Annotated in this window: 19 protein-coding genes; 8 read left to right on the top strand and 11 right to left on the bottom strand. The window is 70.8% G+C overall.

The window, feature by feature from the left end; all coding sequences use genetic code 11:
* Window positions 1–218: 218 nt before the first annotated feature.
* The 6 genes from KF837_23880 to KF837_23855 form a co-directional block, all read right to left on the bottom strand.
* Window positions 219–1,427 (bottom strand): tetratricopeptide repeat protein, encoded by a 1,209-nt coding sequence (locus KF837_23880; GenBank protein ID MBX3230383.1) that lies wholly within the window; start codon window positions 1,425–1,427, stop codon window positions 219–221.
* Between the two features lie 275 nt (window positions 1,428–1,702).
* A complete protein-coding gene (locus KF837_23875) occupies window positions 1,703–5,035 on the bottom strand; it encodes a tetratricopeptide repeat protein (protein MBX3230382.1) in 3,333 nt (1,110 codons plus the stop codon).
* Window positions 5,032–5,787: a hypothetical protein gene (locus KF837_23870; GenBank protein ID MBX3230381.1), complete on the bottom strand. Its 756-nt coding sequence runs from the start codon at window positions 5,785–5,787 to the stop codon at window positions 5,032–5,034. Before KF837_23870 ends, KF837_23875 begins: the two co-directional genes overlap by 4 nt.
* On the bottom strand, window positions 5,784–7,712 hold the full coding sequence (locus KF837_23865) for a hypothetical protein (GenBank protein ID MBX3230380.1): 1,929 nt from the start codon (window positions 7,710–7,712) through the stop codon (window positions 5,784–5,786). Before KF837_23865 ends, KF837_23870 begins: the two co-directional genes overlap by 4 nt.
* Before the next feature lie 3 nt (window positions 7,713–7,715).
* Complete coding sequence (locus KF837_23860; protein ID MBX3230379.1) at window positions 7,716–8,471, bottom strand: hypothetical protein; 756 nt, start codon at window positions 8,469–8,471, stop codon at window positions 7,716–7,718.
* A gap of 3 nt (window positions 8,472–8,474) precedes the next feature.
* A complete protein-coding gene (locus tag KF837_23855; protein MBX3230378.1) occupies window positions 8,475–9,119 on the bottom strand; it encodes an outer membrane beta-barrel domain-containing protein in 645 nt (214 codons plus the stop codon).
* A gap of 82 nt (window positions 9,120–9,201) precedes the next feature.
* On the opposite strand from KF837_23855, the gene KF837_23850 reads away from it, so the two are divergent.
* Both KF837_23850 and KF837_23845 read left to right on the top strand, forming a co-directional pair.
* Complete coding sequence (locus KF837_23850) at window positions 9,202–9,975, top strand: bifunctional hydroxymethylpyrimidine kinase/phosphomethylpyrimidine kinase (GenBank protein ID MBX3230377.1); 774 nt, start codon at window positions 9,202–9,204, stop codon at window positions 9,973–9,975.
* 150 nt (window positions 9,976–10,125) lie between these two features.
* Window positions 10,126–10,983: a hypothetical protein gene (locus KF837_23845; protein ID MBX3230376.1), complete on the top strand. Its 858-nt coding sequence runs from the start codon at window positions 10,126–10,128 to the stop codon at window positions 10,981–10,983.
* A 7-nt stretch (window positions 10,984–10,990) separates the two neighbouring features.
* Here the strand turns inward: KF837_23845 and KF837_23840 are convergent, their stop codons facing one another.
* Window positions 10,991–11,665 carry a threonylcarbamoyl-AMP synthase gene (locus KF837_23840; GenBank protein ID MBX3230375.1) on the bottom strand — a complete coding sequence of 225 codons (675 nt, stop codon included), beginning with the start codon at window positions 11,663–11,665 and terminating at the stop codon, window positions 10,991–10,993.
* A 39-nt stretch (window positions 11,666–11,704) separates the two neighbouring features.
* Here KF837_23840 and KF837_23835 point away from each other — a divergent pair, with 39 nt between their 5' ends.
* Window positions 11,705–12,793, top strand: coding sequence for a prepilin peptidase (locus tag KF837_23835; protein MBX3230374.1), 1,089 nt, complete (start codon window positions 11,705–11,707; stop codon window positions 12,791–12,793).
* Between the two features lie 6 nt (window positions 12,794–12,799).
* Here KF837_23835 and KF837_23830 read toward each other — a convergent pair whose 3' ends face one another.
* Genes KF837_23830 through KF837_23815 form a run of 4 tightly spaced genes read right to left on the bottom strand, consistent with a single transcriptional unit; the run spans window position 12,800 to window position 16,449 of the window.
* On the bottom strand, window positions 12,800–14,089 hold the full coding sequence (locus tag KF837_23830) for a citrate synthase (protein ID MBX3230373.1): 1,290 nt from the start codon (window positions 14,087–14,089) through the stop codon (window positions 12,800–12,802).
* A gap of 60 nt (window positions 14,090–14,149) precedes the next feature.
* Window positions 14,150–14,680, bottom strand: coding sequence for a hypothetical protein (locus KF837_23825; GenBank protein ID MBX3230372.1), 531 nt, complete (start codon window positions 14,678–14,680; stop codon window positions 14,150–14,152).
* Between the two features lie 42 nt (window positions 14,681–14,722).
* Entirely contained in the window at window positions 14,723–15,463 is a 741-nt protein-coding gene (locus KF837_23820) for a 3'-5' exonuclease (GenBank protein ID MBX3230371.1), read from the bottom strand.
* Window positions 15,460–16,449: a thioredoxin domain-containing protein gene (locus KF837_23815; protein ID MBX3230370.1), complete on the bottom strand. Its 990-nt coding sequence runs from the start codon at window positions 16,447–16,449 to the stop codon at window positions 15,460–15,462. Before KF837_23815 ends, KF837_23820 begins: the two co-directional genes overlap by 4 nt.
* Before the next feature lie 63 nt (window positions 16,450–16,512).
* Here KF837_23815 and KF837_23810 point away from each other — a divergent pair, with 63 nt between their 5' ends.
* The 5 genes from KF837_23810 to KF837_23790 all read left to right on the top strand — a co-directional run bounded on the left by KF837_23810 (window position 16,513) and on the right by KF837_23790 (window position 22,385).
* A complete protein-coding gene (locus tag KF837_23810; protein ID MBX3230369.1) occupies window positions 16,513–17,337 on the top strand; it encodes a response regulator transcription factor in 825 nt (274 codons plus the stop codon).
* A 99-nt stretch (window positions 17,338–17,436) separates the two neighbouring features.
* Window positions 17,437–18,936 carry a helix-turn-helix domain-containing protein gene (locus tag KF837_23805; protein ID MBX3230368.1) on the top strand — a complete coding sequence of 500 codons (1,500 nt, stop codon included), beginning with the start codon at window positions 17,437–17,439 and terminating at the stop codon, window positions 18,934–18,936.
* Window positions 18,937–18,966: 30 nt separating this feature from the next.
* A complete protein-coding gene (locus KF837_23800) occupies window positions 18,967–20,388 on the top strand; it encodes a glycosyltransferase family 39 protein (protein MBX3230367.1) in 1,422 nt (473 codons plus the stop codon).
* Between the two features lie 94 nt (window positions 20,389–20,482).
* The gene (locus KF837_23795; GenBank protein ID MBX3230366.1) at window positions 20,483–21,892 is read left to right on the top strand and encodes a DUF2330 domain-containing protein; all 1,410 of its coding nucleotides are present in this window, start codon (window positions 20,483–20,485) and stop codon (window positions 21,890–21,892) included.
* A gap of 4 nt (window positions 21,893–21,896) precedes the next feature.
* Complete coding sequence (locus KF837_23790; GenBank protein MBX3230365.1) at window positions 21,897–22,385, top strand: hypothetical protein; 489 nt, start codon at window positions 21,897–21,899, stop codon at window positions 22,383–22,385.
* Window positions 22,386–22,387 lie beyond the last annotated feature (2 nt).

The following is a 22,387-nucleotide window of genomic DNA, read 5'->3' as shown; positions in this document are numbered from 1 at the left end:
TGCACAACCAGAGTTGTGCATCCATACAGCAGAAGGACGAGCCGCGACGCTGCGCCCCCGCGAGCTTGCACAACCGTGGTTGTGCATCCAATCCATAGCGGTGGTTGTGCATTCGTGCGACAGCGGGGCAGGGTGCGCCTTCACGCTCGCGAATTTGCACAACCGTGGTTGTGTATCTGATTCACAACCCAGGTTGTGAATCGCCCCGGGCGCGGCGGTCACTTCTTGACTCCTTGCTTCGGGGTGGGAGCAGGTTTGGTCGGCGTCGAAGGGGCGGGGGGCGCGGGTGGGGCCGGCGCGACGGGCGGGGCCGCGGCGGACCTGTTGCCGAGCTGCTTCTCCGCCTCGGGGCGGGCGGGGTGGTCCTTCGGCGCGTCGTCGAGGAAGCGGTCGAAGAAGGGCTTCGCGTCGGCGGGTCGCTTGAGGGAGTCTGCGAGGAGGATGCCCATGTTGAAGAGGGCCGCGACGTTGTGGGGCTCGCGCTCGAGGACCTGCGCGAGGAGCGTGCGCGCCTCCTCGAGGAGCTTCTGGTCCTTGCCGTTCGACTCGCCGCGGAGCGCCGCGGCGAGGCCGAGCTGCGCGGCGGTCTCCTCCGGCGACGCGGCGAGGGCGCTCTTGAACTGCTCCGCCGCCTTGGCGTACGAGCCCGCGCGGAGGAGCACCGCGCCCATGTTGAGGCGCGACGTCGTGTCCTTCGGATCCTCCTGCGCGGCGAGGGAGAAGGCCTTGAAGGCGGAGGCGTCGTCGCCCTCCGCGAGCGCGACCAGGCCCTGCGCGCGATGCGCGACCGCGTAGCTCAAGACGCGCGCCGGAGACGGCGGGCTCGCCGCGTTCACGTCGAGCGACTGTCGCACGAGGAGGTTCGCCGTCTCGCGCTCGCCCTTCCCGAGGTGGCAGAGCGCGAGCTCCGCGAGCGCCGTCGCGTCGCCCGGCTTTCGCGCGAGGACGTTGCGCGCCTCCGCGATCGCCTTGTCGTGCTGGCCCGAGTCGCGGAGCGCGGCGACGAGGAGCGTCCGCGCCTCGAGCGCGGTCGGGTGCTCCTTCACGAACGCCTCCAGCGCGGCCGCAGCCTCCTTCTGCGAGCCGCGACGGCGGCGTACCTCCGCGAGCGCGACCGCCACCTCCTCGCGCTCCGGCGCGATCTTCGCGGCGGCGGCGAGCTCCTGCTCCGCTCGCGCGAGGTCGCCGCCGTTCGCGAGCACGACGCCGAGATCGAACCTCGCCTCCCAGAGGTTCGGGTCGATCGCGATCGCCTCGCGGAGGAGCGCGATGGCGCGCGTCTGCATGCGCGGGTCCTTCGCCGCCGTCACCCCCTCGACCATCCGCTGCACCGCGACCGGATTCGCCGGCGGCAGCCCCTTCGCCGCCGCGGCCGGCCCCGCCGCCTGCTTCCCCCCCCCACACGCAACGACCGCAAGCACCAACATGACCGCACCAAGCCAACGCGCGACGGCAGGCGGTGCCGACGCCATGAGGCCCCCGCGACCGCAGCTGCCACAGCGGTTGCTAAGCAACCCGAGCGCGCAGCGCGAGAGCCGGGGTCGCGGGGCGGGGGTGGCGGGCGCAGAGCCCCCGACGTCGAGAGGGGCCCCGCGACCGCGGCCGCCACAGCGGTTGCTAAGCAACCCGAGCGCGCAGCGCGAGGGCCGGGGTCGCGGGGCGGGGGTGGCGGGGGCAGAGCCCCCGACGTTGAAAAGAAGCCTCATTTCTTCTTTCCTCCCGCGGGCGGAGCGGGCTTCTTCGGCGCTGGCGGCGCGGTCGGAAGCGGGGCTGCGGGAGCCGGCGGCGCCGCCGCCGCCGCGGGGCCGCGGCGTGGGGAGTCGATGAGCGCGGGGAGCGGCGTGGGGGCCTGCGAGCGGATCTCGAAGCCGATCTCCTTGAACGGCGGGTAGAGCTCGGCGTTCAGGCGGCCGAGCGCTTCGCGCATCTTCGCGGTCCACTGGTTGTAGATGCCGAGGTCGGTCGCCTTCTTCCAGCCGTTCTCGTATGCGTCGAGCGACCGCTCCTCGATCGGCACCACGAACTCGTCGATCTGCTGCTGGTACGCCTCCTTGTCCGCGCCTTCGAGGCCCGAGGGCGCGGGGGAGTCGCGGAGCGTCTTCGCGAACGACTCGTACGTGCGGCCGATCTGGTAGAGCGCCGCCGTCGTCCACTCCGCGACGCCGAGCGACACGACGTCGAGGAAGACCTTCGCCGCCTCCGCGAGGAGCGTCGCCTTCTGCTTCAGGCGCTGCGACAGCTGCTTCACGTCGCCCGAGATCTGGATCGCGTCGAAGCGCGCGAGCACGCGCTCGCCCTCCATGTAGCGCGCCTTCGCCGCGGCGTACTTGCCGTCGGGGCCGAGCTCGCCCTTGCGATGCTTGCCGATGTCGACCGCCGTCTTGAGCGCGTCGGCGGCGCCCTTGTCGTCGTTCGTCTTGATGAGCGCCGCCGCGAGGAGCACGTAGCCCTGCACGCGATGGTCCTGGTTCTTCGCCTTCGCGACGTAGCGGCGATAGAGGTCCGCCGCCTCCTTGTCGCGGCCCGCGTTCTGATGCGCCTTGCCCATCTGGAACACGACCTCGTCCGCGTCGGCCGCGTTCGGGTACTGCGCGAGGTAGCGGTTGCCGTTCGCGATCGCCTTGTCGTGGTCGTTCGTCGCGACGCGGAGCACGACCGCGTTGAACGCCGCGTCCTTCGCGTGCTCGAACTTGAGGTAGTGCGGGTGGTCCTTGTCCGCGAGCGACGCGATCGCCTCGTCGAGCTCCGCCGCCTCCGCGAAGAGACCGAGCGACTGGAACGTGACCGCCGCGATCCACGCGCCCTGCGGCGACTCGGGCTTGTCGCGGTAGTCGGGGCCGGTCACGAGCTTCGAGGCCTCGCGCAGCGTGTCCTGATCGCCCGCCTTCTGCGCCTCGATCTCCGCGTTGACGCACGCCTGCGCAGCGCGCTGGTCCTTCGGGAACTCCTTCGCCGCGCGGAGGTAGGCCTTCGCCGCGGCCTGGTGCTCGCCGGCCTGCGACTTCTGCTCGCCCTGCTTGAAGACGCTCTGCACGATGAGCGTGTCGAGCTTCTTCTGGTTCGCGTCGCTCGCGAACGCCGGCGCGCTCTTGAGGCGGCGCGCCCACGTCTCGATGTTGTCGTAGTCCTTCGCGCGGTTGAACGAGTCGAGGATCAGCTCGCCGGCCGAGAGCGCGAACGTGCTCTTCGGGAACTTCTCGAGCAGCGAGCCGAAGATCTTCACCGCCGAGTCGTAGATGCCGTTGTCGTAGTACTGCCGGCCCTGGCGGAAGAAGAGCTCCGGCAGCGCGGGGTCGTTCGGGTAGAGCTGCGCGTAGAGGTCGAGCGCCTCGGCGAACTTCTTGTCCGCCTCGCTCTCCTTGTTCGTGGCGCTCTTGTCCTTCTTGCGCGCCTCGATCTCCGCGAACCGCACGCGCTCGAGCGCCGCGAGCGCGTTGTAGATCGCGTCGTGGCGCAGCGTCTTGAGCGGGTCGACCTCCGCCTCCTTCGCCGGGATCGCGCGCGCCGCCGCCATGTACTCGGTCGCCGCCTCGGTCGGCTTGTCGAGGCGATGGAAGCGGATCTCCGCCAGGTAGTAGTGGACCTGGTACGCATCCTTCTCGCCGCTGAACTTGGAGAGGTAGACGACGTAGAGCGCGGCCGCGCCCTCGAACTCGGCGCGGCTCGTCTTGTCCTTCTGCGCCTTCGCGTGGAGCTGGAGCGCCTGCTCGCGGAGCTGCGCCGCCGTCGCCGCCGTGTTCGCGGCGACGACGCTCGGATCGCCCTGCGTCTTCGCCCAGGACCCGCCGGCGGTGTAGTCCGCGACCGCGCGCTCGTACGTCTTCGTGAGCTTGGGCCAGTCCTCCATCGAGTTGTAGCAGCCCGCGATCGCGAGGACCCACGAGCCCGCCTCGCTCGACGCGGGCTCGAGCTTGAGGAGCAGCTCGTACGCCTCGATCGCGCGATCGAAGTGCGCCTGATCGTTGAACTGCACCGCGAGGGCGCGCACGATCTTCCCGGCGAAGCGGTCGCCGCCCATCTTCACGAGGAAGCCGTAGACGTCCTGCGCGGTGTTCTTCTCGTCCTCGGTGAAGACCTCGACGAGGTACTTGAGCGCCTCGCTCTGCAGCTCGTCGAGCTGCTTCCGCTGGACCGCGTTCTTCTGCCCGTCCGCGATCTCGAAGACCGCGACGAAGCGCTTCGCCGACTCGTCGCTGCGCCCGAGGCGCCAGAGGCACCACGCGCTCTTGAACATCGCGAGGCCGTAGAGCTCGCTGCTCTTGAACTGAAGGACTTTATCGTATTCGACGAGAGCCCCTGCGTAATCGTATTTACCGTTGAAGAGCGACTCCGCGCGCGCCATGTGCGCGTCGGCGCGAAAGCGGGAATTCGGATAGTCCTTGAGGATCTTGTCGAAGCGCGCGAGCGCCTCGTCCTGCTTGTTCTGCTCGTACGCGAGGAAGCCGTCGACGTAGAGCGCGAGGTCCATCTGCTGGAACCACGGGTAGTCCTTCAGCACGCGCGCGAAGAGGTCGCGCGACGGCTGGAAGTCCGGCTCCGGCGCGGGCCCGCGCTGATCGACCGGCTTCGCCTCCCAGGCCTGAAAGCGCAGCGCCGCCTGCTCGCGCTCGAGCTCCCACTTCAGCTCGCCGAGGCGGAGGAGCGCCTCCGGCATCTCGCGCGACTCCTTCGGCGTCTCGGCGACGAACGTGGTGAGGAGCCCGATCGCCTCGCCGCGGAGGCTCTTCACCTCCGCGACGTCCTTGTCGATGCGCGCCTCGAGCTGCTTCGCGAGCTGTGCGCGCATCGCGGGCGGGAGCTTCGGCCCGCTCGTCGCCGCGCGGCGCGCCGCCTCCTTCGGCTTGTCCGCGCGTTTGTCGGCGGCCTTCGGCGCCACCTTCACGTCGAGCGTCTTCTCCGCCGTCGCCTTCACCGACGTGACGGGCTCGGACGCCGCGGCGGGCGCCGGCGCCGGCGCGGCGGGCTTCGCCGGCGGCGCCGCGTTCGCGACGCCGGCGCCGAGCACGATCAGGAGCGCGAGCCCGAGCGTCCTCATTTCTTCTTCTTCTTGCCCTTCGGCTTCTTGCCCGCCGGCTTGGCGGGCTCCTCCGCGGCCGGCTCCTCGTCGAGGCCGGCGCCCTTGCCCTCGAGCGCGCGGAACGGCTTCGGCGCGATCACCCAGTGACCGTTCACGAACGCGAGCCCGTCGTACGCGGTCCCCGTGTCCTTGCCCGGCTCGACGAACTTGAAGCGGTAGAACGTGGCGTTCGGGGCGATGTGTTTCCCGAGCTTCTTGTACCCCGCCGGGAACTCCTTCGCGTTGCCCGTCCACGCCGCGAGGTCGGCCCCCGTCGCGCTCGCGATCTTCACCTCGGTCTGGCCCTGCCCCGGCCTGATCGCGGCCTTGCCCGAGGCCCAGTCCTTCGACTGGCCGCTCTCGATCTTCGGCGCGGTCGCGGCGTCGAAGAGCGCCTTGTAGTCGTTCGTGCTCGGGCGCAGCGAGCGCGTGAGCGCGACGTGATCGGCGTCCGGCGCGACGAACTGGGCGAGGAGCTGGCGCGCCTCTTCTTCGTCGCCCTTCATCAGGGACGCGCCCGAAGCGATGAGGAGACCACCGCCCTCGGCGAGGAGGCCGCCGTCCAGCACCTCGTGCGCCCACGCCGCGGCCGCGGCGTCGGGATCGTCCGGCTCTTCGCTCGCCGAGGTCTCCGCGGCGGGCGGCGGCTTCGGCGGCGGCGCCGACGCGCAGGCCACCGCGCCGCCGAGGCCGAGCACGCACGAGAGGAAGAGCGCGCGGGCGCGGGTCACTTCAGCCCCTCGCTGCCGACGAACTCGTCGGGCCAGTCGTCGCCCTCGAACGGCCAGTACTCCTCGTTGTCGCGGAGGTAGCGCGCGGCGTCGAGCGAGTCGATCGCGTCCTTCGGGAGGTAGCCCGCGTTGATCGCCTCGATCTCGACCTCGAGCGCGCGCTTCTTCCCGAGCACCGACTCGATGCGCCCGAGGCGCGCGCGGCGGAGGAGGCGCGAGAGGCGGAGGTCGAGCCGGTGGAGCGCGTCCTTCGCGAGGACGCTCTCCGCGGCGGCGAGCTCGGCGCGGACGTCGTCGAGCGCGCGGCCCATCGCGGCGCCGGACGCGGCCTCGTTCTTGAGGAGGTCGGGGAGATCGACGCCCGCGCCCGCCGCCGGTGCGTCGGCGCTCGCCGCGTTCGCCGCGCTCCAGCGCGCCTCGAGCGCGGCGAGCTCCGCGCGCAGCGCGGCGACGTTCGCGCTCTGGCCAGCGCGTGCCTGCTCGAGCTCGTCGATCTGGCGGCGGAGGCCGTCGAGCGCGGCGCGCGCCTCGCCCGCCTTGTCGACCGGCGCGCTGGCTTCGACAGCCGCGCGCACGCCGGTCGGCGACGCGAGGCTACGCTGCATGTCGCCGAGCGTGCCGAGCGCGAGGCGAAGACCGCTCGTCTCGCGATCGAGGACGGCGCGCCGCTTCGCGATCTCGCCGTAGGCGGGATCGATGCGGACGAGCGCGGCGACGGCGCGGAGCTGATCGACGGTCACCGCGGCGCTGGTCGCGTCGGTGCCGCTCGCGTCGGCGGAGGTCGCGGCGGCCGCGAGCAGCGCGCGCGTCCCGCGGTCGTTGTCGGCGAGCCGGCGCGCGGCGTCGCGGACGGGCTCGTAGTCGGCGAGGAACGCCTTGAGCTTGTTGTCGGCGGAGGCGAAGCGGCAGAGCGCGAGATCGATGTACGCGTCGAGGATGCGCGTCTCGTCCTCGTAGCGATGGTGCGTCTTCAGCCCGAAGAGCTCGTCGAGGAGCGCGCGCGCGCCATCGTAGTCCTTCTTCTCGTAGCGGGTCGTCGCCGCTTCGTAGAGCGCTTCGGCGAGGCGGTCCGAGTCGCGCGGCACGAGGTAATAGTAGTAGCGCGCGTCGTCGTGCCTGAGCTGTTCGTGCGCGACGCGACCGAGCGCGAGGCGGGCGAGGTCACGCACCGCGAAGAAGCGCTCGTCGGCGAAGACCGGCACGCTCCTGTCCTGCCGCTTCGGGTCCGCGACCTTGCAGAACAAGTCCTCGCCTTCGCGCATCTTTCCGCGCTCGACCTGCATCAGGCCCGACAAGTACGTGGCCTGGGACCAGAAGCGCGACGTCTGCGGGACCCTGCCGTATTCGGCGAGCGCGCCGTCGACGTCGCCGGCCGCTTGCCGCGCGCGCCCGCGCAGGTACGAGACCTCGGCCTGCACCTCCGGCGGCGCGCTCGCGGGCACGGTCGCGAGATCGGAGAGCCCCGCGTCGTAGGCGCGCCGCTCGAGCGCGATCTCGACGATGCGGCGCACCGCGCGCGCGGAGTCGGGTCCCCACGTCCGCGCGATCGATCGACGGAGGTACGCGCGCGCGCTCTCGTGGATGCCGGCCGACGCGAGCGCGTGACCGAGGAGGTAGAGCGCGGCGCGTCCGGTCGAGCCGTCGGCCTGCGCGTCGAAGCCGGGGTGCTCGATCGTGGCGGTGAGCCGCGCGATCGCCTCGTCGTGACGCCCCGTCGCGATGAGCTTCTCCGCCTCCGCGACGCGCTCGGGCAGCGCCTCGCTCACCCCTTCTTGCGAGCCGAGCCGGCGCTTCGAGAGGGCGTCGTGGTAGACGCGCATCTTGTCGCCGCGCGAGGCGTCGGGCGCGGGCGCAGGCGCAGGCGCGGGCTGCGCCGCGGCGGTGCCCGCGAGGAGCGTGAGCGCGAGGACGGCCCGGAGACGCATCGTCTACTTCCCGACCGGCTTCGCCACCGCCTTCACGCGCAGGCGGAGGTCGTACTTGCCGCTCCGATCCGAGGGGAAGTCGCCGCCCATCGACGAGTCGTCGATGACCTTCACCTGCACGTCGAGCTTGTTGTCGCGCGGGACGTCGACGATGAAGCGCGAACGCTGCGAGGTGCGGAACGACTCGTCGCGCGCGTCCTTGCGCTCGACGTCGACCGTGACCGCGTGGCGACCGGGCGCGACGGCGTGGTCGTAGACCACCGTCATGTCGGCGGCGTTGAAGTTGGACGGCGCGGTGTAGACGACGCCGTCGTCGAGCGACACGGCGAGGAACGCGACCTTCGCGTGGTCGCCGTCGAGCTGCAGCGCGATCGCCACGCGCGAGCGGTAGAGCGAGTCCGCCACCGCGGCGACGCGCGCACGGAGCGCGGCGACGTCGGCGAGGAGCTTGTCGTAGTCGACCGGCACGCCCGCGTCGATCGACGTGTTCCGCAGCTCCTCCGGCTGCGGGTTCAGCGGAGACCACTTGCCGCCGTCGCCGACCTCGGGCGGCGGAGGGGCGACCGGCGCCGCGGCGTCGACGCTCGCGGGGACGGTGTCCCCGTTCGGGCTCGCTGCGCCGGCCTCCGCCGTCGCCGCCGGCGCGGCGGACGCGGGCGGCGGCGCCGGCTTCGGCTTCGCGGGCTGCGCCGACGCGAGCGTCATCGCGCCGGGGACGACGAGGAGGACGAGGGCGAAGGCGATACGTGCAAGCTTCATCGATCAGCCTCCGAACGGCAGGAAGATGCTGACCCCGCCGGTGACGAGGATGTCGTTCACGAGGTGCTCCTCGCCGATGAGCGTCTCCTTCAGGATGTGATCGCGGACGTCGATGCGGACGGCGAACCACTTGCCGAAGTACCACTTCGTGCCGAAGCCGAAGCTTCCGGTGATGCCTTGCGCGGTGGAGTCGTCGGTGACGCCCGCGCCGGCGGCGAGGTTGAAGTCGAACCGCGTGATGCCGCCGCCCATCCAGCGCAGCTTGCCGTAGGCGAAGCTCCAGACGAGGTGACCGAAGTACAACCGGCCGGGGCGGTTGGTGCGCTCCTCGACTTGCACCTGCGGGTAGCGCCGCTCGTACGAGTCGGTCGCGGCGGTGCGGAAGCGCGTGAGGTTGAAGCTCGCCTCGAGGCCGAGGTCCTCGGAGAAGTGGAACGTGTACGCGCCGCCGACGAGCCAGCTCGAGGAGTAGAGGTCGGCGGAGTAGAGGCCGCCGAGCGCGGAGAGCTCGTGACGAAACGCCTTCGTGAAGAGCCGCTCCTGCACCCCGCGGTAGTGACGGCCGGCGACGAGCTCCTGCTTCAGCTCTTCGTCGACGCACTGCGCCCGTGCCGAAGGCGCAAAGCAGCAAATGGCGAGCGTTATCAACGCCGCTGAGGGCCCGTGCCGCATCGGCGGCCATAGTCGCCGCTGCCGCGAGGAAGCACAAGCGGCGATACTCGGGCCGCCGATGAAACGACGATGTGTTCTGGCGATCGGAGGTCTCGATCCCGGCGGCGGCGCCGGCATCCTCGCGGACGCCCGCGCGATCGCGCGCGCCGGGGCCTACGCGTGCGCCGCGACGACGCTCCTCACCGTGCAGTCGACGCGCGGTGTGCGGACCGTCACACCGCTGCCCGCCCGCGAGGTCATTGCAGAATGCAAGGAAGTCCTCGCCGTCCAGGACGTGGGCGCGATCAAGGTGGGCGCGCTCGGGAGCGAGGAGAACGTGCGCCGCGTCGGCGCGTTGCTCGCGTCGCATCCGCATCTGCCGTCGGTCGTCGACACGGTCATGCTCCCGACGCGCGGCCGCGCACGGCTCCTCGCGGAGCGCGGCGCCGAGCTCCTCCGCGCGCGGCTCCTCCCGCACGCGACGCTCGTGACGATGAACGCAGCCGAGGCGGCGGCGCTCACGGGGCAGCGGGTGACGAACGCGGCCGACGCCGAGCGCGCCGCGCGAGCGCTCGACCTCCGCGCGGTGCTGGTGAAGGGCGGCCACCTCGACGACGACGACGCGGTCGACGTCCTCGTCGCCGCCGGCCGCACGCACCGCCTCCGCGCGAAGCGCCTCCCGCTCCGCGCCCCGGTGCACGGCGCCGGCTGCACGCTCGCCTCCCTCATCGCCACGCGCCTCGCGCAAGGCGATCCGCTCCTCACCGCCGTCCGCGCGTCGAAGCGCATGCACCACCGAGCGCTCGCGGACGCCGCCGACGTCGGCGGCCCGATGCGCGTGCTCTTCGCCTGACGCGCGAAAGCTGGCCCCTGGCCTGGCCCTGGCCTGGCCGGGCCATAGGGTCACGCGCAGCAAGCACGCGAGATCGCTCGCGCGCGCAAGTGGCCCGCCGCGTGCTTGGGCGCGCGCATGCCCTCAGCTCTTCACGAGGCTCCGCTCATCTTGATCCGACAAGCTCCTTCGCTCGTGCCGGAGCTGGCGCGCGAGCTTGGGATCGTGTTGCCCGCCTACGCCAAGGCAAAGCTCGTGGATCCGGACGCATCGCAGGTCACGCCGCTCGAGCGCCGCGCGGACGCGGTGGTCGCGCTGGAGGACGCGAACGGAGACGTCGTCGCCCTGCTCGTGATCGAGGTGCAGCTCGCCGTCGACGACGAGAAGCAGTTCACGTGGCCGCTCTATCTCGCTTCCGTCCACGCGCGACATCGCTGCCGCGCGCTCTTGGTCGTCGTGACGCCGTTCGAGGCGGTGGCGGAGTGGGCGGCGCGAGCGAGCGCGACGTTCCAGCCGCCGTCGGCGTTCCGGCCGATCGTGCTCGGCCCCGCGGAGATCCCGCGGATCGACGACGCCGAGGCGGCGATCGCGTCGCCCGAGCTCGCGCTCCTCAGCGCCTTCGTCCATGGCCCGAAGCCGGACGGCGATCCCGTCGTCCGCGCCGCGTTCCAAGGCGTGCGGTCGCTGGAGAGCCCGCTCGCCGGCATGTATGCTGATCTCGCGTTGGTCGTTCTCGGCGAGGTGGCTCGCCCGTTCATGGAGGCAGTGATGGCGTATCCCCCCGGCTACCAACCGATGAGCGACTGGGCGAAGAAGCACTACGGCGAGGGCCTCGAGAAGGGCCTCGCACAAGGCAGCATCGGCGCGGCGCGGCGTGCCGTGCTGATCGCCGCCGAGGCGCGGGGGCTCGAGCTCTCTGCGACGGCGCGGGCGCGCGTCGAAGCATGCGCCGATGTGGCGACGTTGGAGGAGTGGCTGCGTCGTGTCGCGAGCGCGACGAGCGAGAGCGACGTCTGGCCGGCGGACTGACGCGCCGTCAGCGCGTGTCTTCCTTGAGCTGGCGCATCGCGACCTTCATGCCGCGGAGCGAGCGCGGGCTGTCGTCGACCAGCTCTTCGACGTCGCCGAGGCCGCGGCGGATCACCTCCGGCGGCGTCACGGTGAGGTCGACGACGGTGGTCGGAACGACGCCGCCCGCGCCGCCGTCGAGGACGAGCCCGAGGCCCGAGAAGTCCTCGTCGATCTCGCTCGGATCGACGTGGGGCGCCTCCTGTCCCGACCGCTGCGCGGTGGTGGAGAGGACCGGACGACCGAGCTCGCGCACCACCGCGCAGATCACGGCGTGGTTGGGCACGCGGATGCCGATCGTCTTGCGCTTCGACTGCAACATGCGCGGGACCTCCCGCGTCGCCTCGAGGACGAAGCAGTAGGGTCCGGGAAGAAAGCGCCGGAGGACGCGGTAGACCTGATTGCCGACGATGGCGTACTTCGCGATCTCCGAGAGGTCCGGGACGATGAACGCGAGCTGATGCCCGCGGTCCATTCCCTTCATCTGGTAGAGACGATCCTGCGCCTTCTTGCTCGCGATATCGACGCCCAGACCGTAGACCGTGTCGGTGGGGTACGCGATGACCTCACCTGCCTTCAGCGCCTCCACGGCGCGCGCGATCTTGCGCGGCTCGGGGTGGTCGGTGTTCACTTCGACGAGCATCGGGTTTCCGGCCCACGCTACCACGTTCGCCCCTAGCCCATGCGCCTCGACGAGCTCCTACGTCTGACCCCGGACAGCTGGGCGCTCTTGCCGCTGTGGCTCGCGCGGGCGTTCGTGTTCGCGTTCGGGCTCTTGTGGGGCAGCTTCCTCAACGTCGTCATCTACCGCCTGCCGCGCGACATGAGCGTCGTTCGACCGGGCTCGCACTGCCCCGGCTGCGGCAAGCCCATCGCCGGCTACGACAACATCCCGGTGCTCACCTACGTGATCCTCCGCGGACGTTCGCGCTGCTGCGGGACGAAGATCAGCCCGCGATATCCCCTCGTCGAGCTGATGGGCGGGATGCTCTCGCTCGCGGTGTTCGAGGTGCTCGTCCTCTCCTTGCCCGGCGCGACGCCGGCGCACCGCGCGCTCGCGATCTACGGCGCCGACTTCACGCTGTGCCTCGGCCTCGTCGCGGCGGCGTTCATCGACGCCGAGTTCATGATCCTGCCGGACAGCATCACGATCGGCGGCGCCGTCCTCGGCGTCGCGACCGCGTCGCTCCGCGATCTCGGGATGAAGGACGCCCTCATCGGCGCGACGGTCGGCTTCGTCGGCCTCTGGTTCCCCTTCACCTTCCTCTACAAGGGTCTCCTCGGACGGACCGGCATGGGCCTCGGCGACGCGAAGCTCATCGGCCTCGCCGGCGCCTGGTTCGGATGGCCGGGCGCCGTGGTCGCCCTCTTCGCCGGCGCGTTCCAGGGCACGATCGCGACCGGCATCGCCTACGTCGCCGGCTGGGAGCCGTCGCTGCCGTCGGGCGTGCGCGAAGACATCGCCCAGCTCGAGGCCGACGCCGCCGCAGGCGACGAAGAGGCAAAGAAGGCGCTCGCGGAGGACCCGCTCACGGAGGAGGAGGACGCGTTCATCCTCCGCTTCTTCCGCCGCCTCTTCGGCATCCCCGAGCCCGAGCCCGAGCTCGACCTCGAAGGACCACCGACCGAGGAGGAGCACGCCGAGATGACCAAGCCCCCACGCGCCCGCATCCCCTTCGGCCCCTTCCTCATCCTCGCAATCCTCGAGCTCCTCTTCGCCGGCGACTGGCTCAAGTCCCGCATCGGCCCCTTCCTCTGGCCGGTGCTCTAGCTAGCTCTAGCTACGCTGCTCGATCGGAACGTACTGGCGCTCGGTCGGGCCGGTGTAGATCTGGCGGGGGCGGCCGATCTTCGTGGAGGGGTCCTCCATCATCTCCTTCCAGTGCGCGATCCAGCCCGGGAGGCGGCCGATCGCGAAGAGGACGGTGAACATCGACGTCGGGAAGCCGAGCGCGCGATAGATGATGCCGGAGTAGAAGTCGACGTTCGGGTAGAGCTTCCGCTCGACGAAGTAGCTGTCCTTGAGCGCCGCCTCCTCGAGCTCCTTCGCGATGTCGAGGAGCGGATCCTTCACCCCGAGCTTGCTGAGCACCTTGTCCGCCGCAACCTTGATCAGCTTCGCGCGCGGGTCGAAGTTCTTGTAGACGCGGTGGCCGAAGCCCATCAGGCGGAAGCTCGAGTTCTTGTCCTTCGCCATCTCGACGAACTTCTTCACGTTGCCGCCATCCGCCTGGATCGCGTCGAGCATCTCGATCACTTCCTGGTTCGCGCCACCGTGGAGCGGGCCCCAGAGCGCGAGGATGCCGGCCGCCACCGACGCGAAGAGGTTCGCGCGCGAGCTGCCGACGAGGCGCACCGTCGACGTCGAGCAGTTCTGCTCGTGGTCGGCGTGGAGGATCAACAAGAGGTTCATCGCCGACTCGACCTCGGGGTCGATCTCGTACGGCTCCGACGGGACCGCGAACATCATGTGCATGAAGTTCGCGACGTAGCGGAGGTTGTTCTGCGGGTAGATGAACGGCTGACCGATCGACTTCTTGTACGCGTAGGCCGCGATCGTGCGGACCTTCGAGACCAGGCGCGCGATCGTGATCGCCATCTGGTCCCGGTCGTTGATGTCGTGCTCCTCCGGGTAATACGTCGAGAGCGAGCAGACCATCGAGGAGAGCACCGCCATCGGATGGGCCGTCGACGGGAAACCGTCGAAGAAGTGCTTCATGTCCTCGTGAATGAGCGAGTGCCGCGTCAGCAGCGTCGAGAACCGCTCGAGCTCCGCCTTGCTCGGCAGCTCTCCGTAGATGAGGAGGTACGCCGTCTCGACGAACTTCGACTTCTCCGCGAGCTGCTCGATCGGAATTCCGCGGTAGCGGAGGATCCCCTTCTCTCCGTCGAGGAACGTGATCGCGCTCTTCGTCGACGCCGTGTTCATGTACGCCGGGTCGAGCGTGACGAGGCCCGTCTTGGCGCGCAGGTTCGCGATGTCGATGGCAGGCTCGTTCTCGGTACCCACGATGATGGGCGCCTCGAACGACTTGTCCTTCAGCTTGATTTCGGCCTTCTCGCTCATAGGGGTGCGCCGACTATAGGGGGCCCCGGCGAGGATATGGAGCGGAAATGACGCGCCGGGCTACTGCTTCTTGCAGAAGGTCGCCTTCGTCTCGCCGTCGCCCTTGTAGGTAATGTCGCCCGCGCCGCTGCGCGTGAGCACCGCCCCGCGCTTTCCAGCCGCCGCGCCGCCCTTGAACTCGGTCACCGTGCCGGTGCACACGTCGCCGCTCGCGTTGCAGCTGATCGTCGAGTAGCCGTCCTGCTTGCCCGGAAAGGTGCGGACCTCGACGCTGTTCCCCTTCTGCGTGACCTTCATGTTGCCGAAGCACTTGTACGTGCCCTGGAAGGGTCCGCCCTCCTTGACCGGCTCGGTCTTCGCCGCGACCTTCGCCGCCGTCGCCACCGGCGTCGGCGCAGCAGAGAGCGTCGCCGCCGGCGCGGCGTCCTCCTCCGGTGCCGCCGCCGTCTCCGCCTCGGCCGGACCTGCCTCTGCCTCCGGCTCGGCGACGGCGCCGGCCTCCGGCGCTGCAGGCACATCCTTCTTGCACGCGCTCGTGCCGAAGAGCCCGACGGAGACCGAGACCGCGGCGAGGAGGAAGTAACGCTTCATCGGGCGCCGATACTACCGACGCGTTTCGCTACAGACCAGCTTCTACGAGCGCCACATGCGGCGCTGATCGGCCTGCGCCTGCGAGAGCCGCCGCTGCTCCTGGACGAGCGCGCCGTAAGCGCGCGGAACCCGTGGATCTCGGCCGAGGGCGTACATGACGCGGAGCGCGGCCTCCGCGTCGTCGCTCGCGCGGTGCGCCTGTTCGAGCTTCACGCCGAGGCGCTCGGCGACGTCGCCGAGGGCGCGCGACTTCTGATCGTGCTGGATGTCGCGCGCCCACACGAGCGGGTCGACCCACTCGACGTCGCGCTGCAGCGCCGCGACGCCGATCGTGTCCGCCTTCGCGCGCGCGAACTCGCTCATCATGAAGGCGCGGTCGAAGAGCGCGTTGTACGCGGAGGGCACGCAGCCCTTCAGCGCGGCCGCGATCTCGGCGGCGATCTCCTCGAAGCGAGGCTTGTCCTTCACCATCTCGTCGGTGATGCCGTGGATCGCGGTCACCTCGGCCGGGATCGGCATGCCGGGGTGGATGAGCCAGTTGTATCTTGCAACTACCTCGCCGTTGCGACCGACGACGATGCCGACCTCGACGACGCGATCGACCGACGCGTCACGGCCCGTCGTCTCGACGTCGAGGAGCGCGACGTCGATCTCCTGCCACGGCACGTCGGCGGCGAAGCCCTCCGCGAGGCCGCGGATGACGACCTTGAGCAGGTGCGCGATGCCGGGGTAGTGCCGCCCTGTCGGGAAGCACCCGCAGCCGTCGGAGACGGCGCGCGTCACCGCTTACCGGCGTCGCCGGGGGCGGGGGCGGGGGCGGCGTCCTTGCCCGCGTCGGCGGCCTTCGCGGCGCCGGCGTCGGATGGGGGCGCGGACGACGCGGGCGTCGGCTGCTTGCCGATCATCTGGAGCTCGAGGTTGAGCCACTCGTCCATGTCCTGGCGCCCGTCGAAGTGGCGGCCGTTGATGTAGATCGTCGGCGTCCCCTCGAGCTTGAGGTCCTCGCCGAGCTTGTGGTCCTTGTTGATGCGCTCCTGCGTCTCGGGGAGCTGCATGTCGGCGTGGAGCCGCTCGACGTTCAGGTCGAGCTGCTTCGCGAGCGCGTCGAGCCCGGCCTGATCGAGCCGGCTCTGGTTCGCGAAGATCAGCTTGTGCATCTCCCAGAACTTCCCCTGCTTGCCCGCCGCGATCGCGGCGCGCGCGGCGTTCTCGGAGTTCGGGAACTTCCCGAGGACGTAGAACTTGAAGACGAAGCGGACGTCGTTCTTGCGGCTCTCGAACATCTTCTCGAGCAACGGCGCCGTCTCGCCGCAGTGCGGGCACTGAAAATCGGCGAACTCGACGAACGTGATCGGCGCGTTCTCGGGCCCCTTCGACGGCGAGCCGTCGACGGGGACGTTCTTGATCATCGCGGGGTCGAAGCGGTTCTTGTAGCTCTTCTCGACCTGCTCACGGCTCATGCCGTCCTTCACGCCCTTCATCACGAACTTCGCGGCGGGCGCGCACTTGTCGCAGTCGCGCTTGTCCTTCACGCACTGCGCGATCGAGACGGGGACGCTCTGGCAGGGCGAGAGGAACTCGGAGACGTAAGAGCTCCATTCCTTCTTCTCCCGCTGCGTGAGCGCGCCCGTGTCGATGCCCTCGAGCTGCACGATCGGGGCGTCAGGACCGGGCTTCTCCTTCGTCGGATCCTCGGTGGACTTGCCGCACTCGGCGCCGGACAGCGCAAAAGCGCCGAGAATCAGAGCGGATATCGCCTTCGCTGCCATGGGATTTGGGCGGCAGCTTACCAAGTTTGCGTGTCCTAGCGGTAGCGGCTAAAGGAGGCCTCGATGCGCAGCGTCATCTTCCGCTACGAAAGCGTCGCGGAGCTCTCCGCGGCGCTGTCCGGGGCCGGGGGATCGCTCGCGCTCCCGCAGGGCGAGGCCGTCAACGACGGCGAGTGGGTGCTCGCGATCTTCGAGATCGGCTCGAAGAAGCGCGCGACCGCGGCCGCGGCGCGCGGGACGAAGGGCGCCGCCGGGATGGCGCTCACCTTCGAGCGCCGCGACTGGGACCGGCTCGTCGGGTTCGTCAGCGCGCGGAGCGAGCACATGCGCGCCTCGCGCCCCGTCTCGCGTCCGCCGGTCTCGTCGGCGAAGGTCCCCGTCGCGCCGCCGAGCGCGCCGCCGGCGTCGGTGAGCGACGCGCCCCCGCGCTCGCGGCGCCTCGACGACCTGCCGTCGACGAGCGCGCTCGAGTCGAGCCGCGTCCCGTTCGGCGCGCGCGTGCTCGTCGTCGACAGCGAGGGCGCGGCGGAGGAGGACCTCCGCGCGGTGCTCTCGGAGATGGGGCTCGTGGTGGAGCTCGTCGCGACGACGGCCCTCGCGGAGGAGAGCCTCGAGGACGAGTCGTTCGACGCGATCGTCCTCGACCTCCGGCTGCCCGCGAGCGATCCGCGCGCCTTCGTCGGCAAGGTCCGCGCGAACGCGCGCATCGCGGACATCCCCGTCCTCTTCCTCTCGAGCAAGCCGACCTCGCGCGACGTCGTCGACGCGTTCGCGTGCGGCGGCGACGACTTCCTGCCGAAGCCGTTCCGCACGACGGAGCTCGCGGCGCGCATCTTCGGGCTGCTCCGCCGCGCCCACCTCGCGCGCACCGCCGCCGGCGGGACCTGAGGCCACGTCGTGAGCAACGAGAGCTTCCCGCCGCCATCGCTGCCGCCGCCGTCGCTCGAGCTCGATCCGGAGATCGAGAACGCGCGCGGCGCGCGGCGCATGCTCGTCGTCGGCGGCGGCCGCGGCGGCGCGGGCAAGAGCCTCGTCGCGCAGAACCTCGCGGTGTACTTCGCGCAGCTCGGCAAGAGCGTCATCCTCGTCGACCTCGATCCGACCGGCGCCAACATCCACGCGCAGTTCGGCCTCTCCGCCGCGGTCCACACCCCGGACGAGACGGAGAAGGAGCTCGCGAAGTCGCTCGTCGCCACGAACGTGCCCGGCCTCTCGATCCTGCCGGGCGCGCACGACGCGATCGAGCCGCCGCTCCAGCTCCGCGCCGGGCGCAAGGCGCGCTGGCTCTCGCGCCTCCGCGCGCTCCCCGCCGACTACCTCGTCATCGACGTCGGCCCCGGCCACTCGCACCTCGCGCTCGACATGATGCTCGCGGCCGACATCGGCATCTGCGTCACCGTCCCGGAGCCGCCCGCGATCGAGGCGACCTACCGCTTCGTCCGCGCCGCCTACCGCCGCCGCCTCCGCCGCTCGCTCGCGAAGGATCGCTTCCGCCTCTCCCTCGTCGATCGCGCGATCAAGGAGATCGGCCGCCTGCCCTCGCCGCTCGATCTGCTGCGCATCCTCGCGAAGAGCGATCGCTCGCTCGCGGAGCTGGGCTGGGCGGAGGCGCATCGCATGCGGCTCTACCTCGCCGTGAACCAGACGCGCGTGCGCACCGACCTCGAGCTCGCGAGCGCGATGAGCTCGCTCGCGCGCGCGCACTACGGCCTCGCGCTCGAGGAGCTCGGGCACATCGAGCACGACGACACGGTGTGGCTCGCGGTCCGCCGCAAGCGCCCCATCCTCGTCGACTCTCCGACGTCGAAGGCGGCGCGCAACATCGAGCGCATCGCGCGCCGCGTCGTCGCGCTCACCACCTCCGCGAAGATGGAGCCGCGCGAAGCCCCGCCGCCGCTCTTGCCTGCGCTCGCGCCGCCGGACCACTACACCGTCCTCGGCATCGGCCGCGCCGCGAACGACGAGGAGATCCGCCGCGCCTTCAAGCGGCAGCGCGAGATCTACGCGACGGGCGGCCTCGCGACGTCGTCGCTCCTCGACGAGCACGAGCTCGGCGGCGCGCAGGCGCGCATCGACGAGGCGCACGACACGCTCCTCGATCCCGTCCGCCGCCGCGCCTACGACCTCTCGATGTTCCCGGAGCCGGAGCAGCCCGCGTCGATGCCGCCGCCGCGCCCCGCCCTCGCGGCGGAGCAGCTCCTCTTGCAGGGGGAGCTCCAGCGCGAGATCGGACCCGACACCGAGTTCACCGGCCCGCTCCTGCGCAAGGTGCGCGAGTCGCAGGGGATCGAGGTCGCGGAGATCAGCGCGCGCACCAAGATCTCGAAGGTGCACCTCGTCGCGCTCGAGGAGGAGAGCTACGAGCAGCTCCCCGCCGTCGTCTACGTCCGCGGCTTCGTCACCGAGCTCGCGAAGTACCTCCGCCTCGACCCCGCCCAGGTCCAGCGCACGTACATGCGCCGGATGCGCGAACGCGAAGTCTCCTGATAACCTGCAGGCCGTCTCGACTCGGATGTGATGGCGGCGCGGCGATACCTGCATCCGGCTCTGTTCTTCGTCGTCGCGTTCGTGTTGCGGTTCGTGGCGGCGCGCCTCTTCGCCGGGGAGCCGGTCTGGGACGGGCACTACTACGACTTCGGGGCGCGCCGCATCGCGGAGGGGCACGGGTACTCCGACGACCGCGTCGTCAACGGCGTCACGGAGTGGCATCCGTGGTGCCACTACCCCGTCGGCTACAGCGCGTTCCTCGCGCTCTTCTACGTCGTGCTCGGGAGCAAGGCCTGGGTCGCGCAGCTCGCGAACTCGCTGACCGGCGCGCTCGTCGTCGTCGTCGTGTACGAGCTCGCGCGCGCGACCTTCACCACCCACGCGCGCGCCGTCGCCGCCGGCGTCGTCGCGGCGCTGCACCCCGGGATGGTGCTCTACGGCGCGCTCGTGATGGGCGAGATGCTCGCCGCGCTCACGGTGATGGGGGCGTTCCTCGTCACGCTGCGGCTCCGCGCGTCGCACCGGCCGCTCGTCGCGATCGGCGGCGGCGCGATCGTGCTCGGGCTCGGCGCGCTCGTACGGCCGCAGGCGCTCCTCTGCGCGCCGTTCCTCGCGCTCGCGATCGAGGACCGCTCGTGGCGATCGCGCGCCGTCGCCGCGGCGGTGGGGTCCGCGATGTCGCTCGCGCCGGTGCTCCCGTGGTCGGCGCGGAACTGCGCGGTGATGGACGGCTGCGCGCTCGTGAGCACCAACGCGGGATGGAACCTCGCGATCGGATCGTTCCCGCGCGCGACGGGGCGCTTCGAGACGCTGCGCTCGTCGGACGGATGCCGCGAGGTGACGGGGCAGGTGCAGCAGGACCGCTGCTGGCTCCACTACGGCATCGCGAACGTCACCGCGGCGCCGGGGCGATGGCTCGCGCTCGTGCCGGCGAAGCTGTCGTTCACGTTCGACCACGAGTCGTTCCAGGTCGAGTACCTCCGCGAGGCGCGGCCGAGCGCGTGGCCGGAGGAGCGCCGCGTGCGCTGGCGCCAGGTCACGAGCACGATGCATCGCCTGCTCGTCGTCGCGATGCCGCTCGCGTTCGTCGCGCTCGTGCGGAGGCGCGGGCTCGGCCTCTACGTGCAGGCTGGTCTCGCGCTCGCCGCCGTCGCCGCCGGCTGGCTCGGGATGTCGGCCGGGACGCCGATCGTGTGGCCGCTCGTCGTCGCCGGCTGCGCGCTGCCGCTCGTCCCCCTCCCCGGCCGCCCCCGCGCCGAGCCCGCGCTCCTCTTCTGTGTGGTGCTCGTCGCGTCGACCGCCCTGACGCACGCGGTGTTCTTCGGCGAAGACCGCTACCACGTCGTCACGAGCCCGGCGCTCTGCCTCCTCGCCGCCGCGATGTTGCGCCCCGCAAACACGCGCGGCGCGGACACCAGGGGTGTGCGCGCCGCGGGAGAAAGCTCAAGCTAGAAAGTGCGGCGGTTCTACCCCGGGCCGTCGGCGGCGGGCAAGAAAACTCATCCGCGCCCTCGCATGCTATGGATCACCTCCTTCGGAGGGCTCCATGCGCCTGCGTCTCCTCGCTCCTTGCGCCGCCGTCGCCGTGTCCATGCTCGCGTACACGCCGCCCGCCGAAGCCTGCGGCGGCTGCTTCCCTCCGCAGGGCGAGCAAGCGTCGATCGTCACCGACCATCGCATGGTGATGACGGTCTCCGCGCAGCAGTCGACCCTCTACGACCAGATCCGCTATCAGGGCTCGCCGAGCGAGTTCGCGTGGATCCTCCCCATCACGCAGGGCGGCGCGGCCGTGGTCGGCATCAGCGCGGACTCGCTCTTCAACGGGCTCGACACGCTCACGTCGCTCGTCATCCAGGAGCCGCCGCGAAACTGCCCGCGGCCCCCCGCCGAGTGCACGCGCGACCTGGACAGCGCGGGCTCGGGCTCGAGCAGCGGGGGCCTCTCCGGCGGCAGCCTCGACGGCGGCGTCTCCGTCATCAAGGAGGAGGTCGTCGGTCCCTACCAGACCGTGCAGCTCCAGCCGACGACGGAGAACGACACCGCCGCGGTGCTCGATTGGCTCGCCGCGAACAAGTACGTCGTCCCCGACGACATCAAGCCGATCATTGCACAGTACACGAAAGAGCATTTCAACTTCCTCGCGCTGCGGCTCCGGCCCGGCGAGGGCGTGCAGTCGATGCGCCCGGTCCGCGTCACGACGCCGGGCTCGAACGTCGCGCTCCCGCTCCGCATGGTCGCGGCGGGCACCGGCGCGAACGTCGGCATCACGCTCTGGGTCGTGAGCAACGGCCGCTTCCAGACGACCAACTTCGAGTCCTTCGTCATCCGCGACGAGGAGATCACCTGGGACTGGACCACCGGCACGAGCAACTACCGCGACCTCCGCGCAGAGAGGACGACGGCAGGTGAAGGCAAGGTCTGGGAGGTCGAGAGCTCGATCGCGACGTTCCGCGCCCAGATCGCGAGCGCGGCGCGCTCCGCGGCGATCGGCGGCGGCGCGTTCGGCGCCGGCGGCGACTACCTCGAGGTCAAGGACGAGCAGACCGGCGCGATCGAGAAGACGGCGGCCCAGGTCGAGGACGAGGACTACGACGTGCTCGAGGCCGGCCTCACGGGAGGGACGCTCCACGTCACGCGCCTCCGCGCCGACCTCACCCGCGCCGCGCTCGCGAACGACCTCACCGTCGGCGCGTCGTCCGATCAGACCGAGGTGCCGCGCACGCGCCAGCCGAAGCTCGAGAACGGTCAGCCGCTCTGCCCCGTCTTCCGCGGCTGCGACGCGACCGGCGAGCAGCTCCCGCGCGACGAGGCGATCGCGAAGTCGAGCGGCAACGAGACCGACGGTACGTTCACCTGCCGCGCGGCGACGTCGCGCGTGAACGCGAGCGTGAGCGTCGCGCTCGGCTTCCTCGCCGTCGTGATGGGCCGCGCCGTGCGGAGGCGCCGCCGCTCGTAGTCGCATGCGTCTCTGGTCTTCGCTCGCGTCCTTCCTTCTCCTCTCCACGACGCTCGCCGCCGCGCCCGGCTGTCCGGGCGAGGAGCAGTGCAGGGACTACACGCCTCCCGCGTCGTTCGATCCGAACGTCCCCGTCAGCCTGAAGAACGACGTGAAGCCGATCTTCGCGAACAGCTGCGCGTTCAGCACGTGCCACGGATCGACGGCGGGCGATCCGAACGGCGTGTTCCTCGGCGGTGAGAACGCGTCGACGATCCGCGCCGGGCTCGTCGACGTGGCCTCGGGCCAGCTCCCGTCGATGCCGTTCGTGAAGCCGGGCGACCCGCGGAGCAGCTACCTGATGCGGAAGATGGATGGGAGCCATTGCGTCCTCGACGCACAGTGCAAGGATGGAACGTGCGGAGACTCGATGCCGCGCGGAGAAGAGCCGCTCGACGTCGCCGCGCGGGACACCGTTCGACGCTGGATCGCGCAAGGCGCGAAGGACGACTGAAA

Source organism: Labilithrix sp. (assembly GCA_019637155.1).
Taxonomy (GTDB): domain Bacteria; phylum Myxococcota_A; class Polyangia; order Polyangiales; family Polyangiaceae; genus Labilithrix.
The sequence above is the reverse complement of the archived record's forward strand: the minus strand, read 5'-3'. Positions and strand labels throughout refer to the sequence as shown.

Coding starts and splice junctions, on each gene's coding strand:
- KF837_23880 (MBX3230383.1), bottom strand. CDS start 1,427: ATGTTGGTGCTTGCGGTCGTTGCGTGTGGGGGGGGGAAGCAGGCGGCG.
- KF837_23875 (MBX3230382.1), bottom strand. CDS start 5,035: ATGAGGACGCTCGGGCTCGCGCTCCTGATCGTGCTCGGCGCCGGCGTC.
- KF837_23865 (MBX3230380.1), bottom strand. CDS start 7,712: ATGCGTCTCCGGGCCGTCCTCGCGCTCACGCTCCTCGCGGGCACCGCC.
- KF837_23860 (MBX3230379.1), bottom strand. CDS start 8,471: ATGAAGCTTGCACGTATCGCCTTCGCCCTCGTCCTCCTCGTCGTCCCC.
- KF837_23850 (MBX3230377.1), top strand. CDS start 9,202: ATGAAACGACGATGTGTTCTGGCGATCGGAGGTCTCGATCCCGGCGGC.
- KF837_23840 (MBX3230375.1), bottom strand. CDS start 11,665: ATGCTCGTCGAAGTGAACACCGACCACCCCGAGCCGCGCAAGATCGCG.
- KF837_23835 (MBX3230374.1), top strand. CDS start 11,705: ATGCGCCTCGACGAGCTCCTACGTCTGACCCCGGACAGCTGGGCGCTC.
- KF837_23830 (MBX3230373.1), bottom strand. CDS start 14,089: ATGAGCGAGAAGGCCGAAATCAAGCTGAAGGACAAGTCGTTCGAGGCG.
- KF837_23825 (MBX3230372.1), bottom strand. CDS start 14,680: ATGAAGCGTTACTTCCTCCTCGCCGCGGTCTCGGTCTCCGTCGGGCTC.
- KF837_23815 (MBX3230370.1), bottom strand. CDS start 16,449: ATGGCAGCGAAGGCGATATCCGCTCTGATTCTCGGCGCTTTTGCGCTG.
- KF837_23810 (MBX3230369.1), top strand. CDS start 16,513: ATGCGCAGCGTCATCTTCCGCTACGAAAGCGTCGCGGAGCTCTCCGCG.
- KF837_23805 (MBX3230368.1), top strand. CDS start 17,437: ATGCTCGTCGTCGGCGGCGGCCGCGGCGGCGCGGGCAAGAGCCTCGTC.
- KF837_23800 (MBX3230367.1), top strand. CDS start 18,967: ATGGCGGCGCGGCGATACCTGCATCCGGCTCTGTTCTTCGTCGTCGCG.
- KF837_23795 (MBX3230366.1), top strand. CDS start 20,483: ATGCGCCTGCGTCTCCTCGCTCCTTGCGCCGCCGTCGCCGTGTCCATG.
- KF837_23790 (MBX3230365.1), top strand. CDS start 21,897: ATGCGTCTCTGGTCTTCGCTCGCGTCCTTCCTTCTCCTCTCCACGACG.